Below are 4005 nucleotides of genomic sequence, written 5' to 3' on the forward strand. Positions count from 1 at the left end.
TTTTCAGGTACTGGATCACCCGACATGAGCATCAATTTAGGAAACATTCGCTTCTTCTCGGAATAAAATTTCCTTGCTCGAATGGAATGTTCCCACGAATCTCCGAAATCGTAAACATACGTGATGACGCCGTTCTCTTCTGGTGTGATCACATCAGCTAATTTCAACTGACTCGCAGTATACGCTTCTTGATCACCGCCCATCTGATACTGTTCCATGTTATATTTCTGCTCTGCCCCGATAACGGTCGATCCGTCCTCTAAAATGAACTGATGCAGGTGCATGCGCTGCCACATATAGATCGTTTGTATAACTTGATGCAGATCCTCAAAAGTGAGGTTCATGGGCATTTGCACAATGCGGATCACATCGGGTAGCATTTCCATCCTCAGACGAATTTCAAATTCCACCATTTTGACATCATAAGTGACTGGACCGATGACTTCCTCATATTCATTAATAAAATGCTCAAACGGCTTCTCTCCTTGTTTCAAAGAAGTGTTCAAGCGACTTATTTGATATTGCCAGTAGCCTTGAACAATCGACTCGTCCTCTTGATAGTACTCCAATTGTCTCACCAGGTTGATCACTGAGGAATTGCGACCGATTTTCTTTGAATCCGTTGCTTTGCTTATGGTTAATCCGTAACCGTTTGAGTCAGTGAGATAACGCTGGATACTATGGTGACTAAACCCCATTTTTTCCAGCAGATCATAGAGCGCTTCCTCAAACCAGTCATGAAATTCTATTAATTCTTCTTCATAAACATTCAAAAAGAGCAAAGTTAGCCCCGATCGATCATGAGTCATGATCAAACAGTCATCAGTACCGACTTGAGCTATATTGGCATGCCAATCAAAAAAAGGATGCCCATCAGGTGAATCAGCGTCTTCAAGAAACGTGACGTTTTCAATCGGATCTGTTGTCATTTTCTCTGACTTCCTGAAATCCTTCATTAATTTCTTCGTTGCAAATATGTGCATGATTCATCCCCCGTCCCTATTTGCTTCTTTAAATCAGTATACCATTGATACCCTTGAAGTACCTATGGTTATTCACTTTTTCATAAGAAATCATTTCTGAATCGCTTTGCCGGTTTTCTTGCTCGATCATCATACTGTGGTTCAGCTCCTGTACAGAGGGTCAATTAGTATAGAATCATGTTTAGCTCGTCATTTTGAAAAAAGACTTTACATCATTCATGCCACTCATCTTTTAGAAGGCCATATATTATCATATTCACATATTTTCCGTCGATCAGTTCATTGTCTCTGCGCATGCCTTCCTGGACGAACCCCAATCGTTCCGGAATCGACCGGCTTTTTTCATTACCTTCTGCTGCCCAAATTTCTATTTTATGCAAATTTAATTTGTTGAAGGCATAATCAAGAAGACTGCTGACGGTTCTTACCATGATACCTTTTCCGGTATACTCACTGCCTAGCCAGTAGCCGATTTCGGCAGATCTGAGAGACCAGTCGATATCTTTGATACTGACACTGCCCGCAATTTCATCTTCATACATAATGACAAAATGAACCGCTTTTTGTTCTGTAAATTCTAGTAGGTGCTTATATGTGACCTCGCCGATGTCTTCTACAGACTGAACCTGATCCACCCAAGTCATCCACTGTTTCAGATGCATCCTGGACTGATCGATCAACGCGAAGATCTCTGTGCTGTCTTGAATTTCTTTTAATTTTAAACTGATTTCTTCATCTACTTTATATGTAAACATTCGGGGTCCCCTCTTTCCTGTTTACCTTTAGTATAGCATTTGGATAGTTACAAAGATCATAACTGCCTTTGTAACTTGATAAAAACATTATATTCGGTAAGTACGATCATCAGATCCCCCTAGAAGCGCCGAACCTGCCGCAACTTCGGTAGGTTCAGAAAAGATGACTGTCTGAAACTACCGAACCGGGCCCGGTTCGACAATTAGAAAACACATTTGAAATCCTATACGTCGAAGTTACCGTCAGTTCGACATATTCAGCATCATTGAAGCAGTGAACTTACCGAACATACCAAACTTCGGTCATTACGCAGCGCAATCTCTTTTCAACTTGTCGAAGTATCTACCCTAAGCTAATACAGGACTTGCTCTTCTACTTCCATTAGTTCTTCCCGCAAAAAAAGAGAGTCCGTCTGGAACGGACTCCCCTGCATTATTTACTATTCTTCTTTATTCCCTATTTTCAAGCGGATGAATTTGTCCGTTTCCGCTACCAGTAGCACGATAACACCAACGCCTACAGCAATCAGCCATTCTAAACTGCTTAACCCTTCTGTATAGAAATAACGCTGCATGAACGGCACATACGTCAATATAAATTGAAGGATAAGCATGATACCTATGATTATGAAAGCTTTTTTATTGCTGAAAAAATCTTTTGAAAAGGCGAGTTTACGGGTGCGAACATTAAAGAGATAAAAGATCTTGCTCATGACCATAATATTCACAACCATCGTACTTGCAGTCGCCTGATTAGCCCCATATTCTATCAGCCAATCGTAGGCAATCAAGCTTAACGTAGCCATCAGTATCGAAATATAAGCAATCTGGAATGCCTGACGTTTGTCGATAAACGGTTCCGTCGTGTCTCTTGGCGGACGCTCCATGATCCCTTCTTCGGCCGGTTCAAAAATAAAGGCAAACTGGATGGTGATGGCTGAGACCATATTGATCCACAACATTTGCGTCGCTTGAAGGGGTAAATCATTCTGCAATAAAAGTGTGATCGCAATGATCAAGCCTTCTGCAAAGGATGTCGGCAGGAGATACAAAATACTTTTCTTGATATTGTCATATATCCGGCGTCCTTCGTGAATCGCTGTCTCCATGGTCGAGAAATCATCATTGGCCAAGACCATATTCGCAGAATCTTTCGAGACATCTGTCCCTTTTAGTCCCATAGCCACACCGATATCTGACGTCTGAAGAGCGGGTGCATCATTAACACCATCTCCTACCATAGCGATAACTTTCCCACTGCGCTGATAGGCTTTGACGATTTGTAGTTTATTATCCGGTGTCGTTCGTGCAAACACCTGATAATCATTGATCTTCTCTGTTAATTCCTCTTCACTCATTTCATCCAATTCCAACCCCGTTATGGCATTAACTGTCTCTGCCAGTCCCAGCTGCTCTGCAATGGCTTTGGCCGTGCCGGGGTGATCGCCTGTGATCATTTTGACTTCGACGCCAGCCTTGCGCATGGTTTTGATCGATTCGATGACTTCTTCTCGCGGCGGATCCATGATGCCTACGATACCCAGAAATTTGACTCCGCTATCTAAATCATCGTGATCGATGTCCTCTTTATTCTGTTCAAGCTTTTTCACTCCGACGGCAACGAGTCGTTGACCTTGAGAAGATAATTCCTCTACTTTTTCCTGCCAGAAAGAGAGATCGAAATTCGGATCAAAATCTTCGGCCATTTCCAGAATTTTGTCTGGAGATCCTTTGATATAAATTTTCTGTTCACCGGTTTGTTTGTGCTGCGAAAGGGAGGCTATATAGCGGTACTCTGAATCAAATGGAATACGGTCCATTTCTTCATAATCCGTTTCCTCCGTTTGATAGACTTTTTGGTATAGGGTCAAGAAGGAGCCATCTGTTGGCTCACCGTTGATGATCCAGTGTCCCTCTTCTTGTTCCAAAGTTGTTTCATTCGCTTCATATCCGGATTGAATCAATTCCTTTAAAATCGGATGTTCATCAACTGTCACGGCTTCCCCATTTTTCAATACTTCCCCTTCAGGAGCATAACCCACACCCGTTACTTTATATTCCCCTTCTGTGGTGATGATTTTCTGAACGGTCATTTCGTTTCTGGTCAACGTACCTGTTTTATCTGTGGCAATAATATCGACTGAACCCAACGTTTCGGCAGCAGGCAAGGTTTTAATGATTGTGTTCTTCTTATTGGCCATGTCCCTGACACCCATCGCCAAGACGACCGAGGTGGTAGCTGGCAATCCTTCCGGAACAGAACCAAC

Annotated in this window: 3 protein-coding genes; all 3 read right to left on the bottom strand. The window is 42.4% G+C overall.

Features of this window, described 5'->3' with window-relative positions; all coding sequences use genetic code 11:
- Nucleotides 1-983, bottom strand: a 983-nt coding sequence (locus R6U02_RS01755) for a plasmid pRiA4b ORF-3 family protein (protein WP_410261911.1), incomplete at its 3' end; no start/stop codon positions are given.
- A gap of 212 nt (nt 984-1195) precedes the next feature.
- On the bottom strand, nt 1196-1738 hold the full coding sequence (locus R6U02_RS01760; RefSeq protein ID WP_410261912.1) for a GNAT family N-acetyltransferase: 543 nt from the start codon (nt 1736-1738) through the stop codon (nt 1196-1198).
- 440 nt (nt 1739-2178) lie between these two features.
- Nucleotides 2179-4005 (bottom strand): HAD-IC family P-type ATPase (locus R6U02_RS01765; protein ID WP_410261913.1); only part of this gene is annotated, 1827 nt, incomplete at its 5' end.

The organism is Alkalibacterium sp. (assembly GCF_046484155.1).
Taxonomy (GTDB): domain Bacteria; phylum Bacillota; class Bacilli; order Lactobacillales; family Carnobacteriaceae_A; genus Alkalibacterium.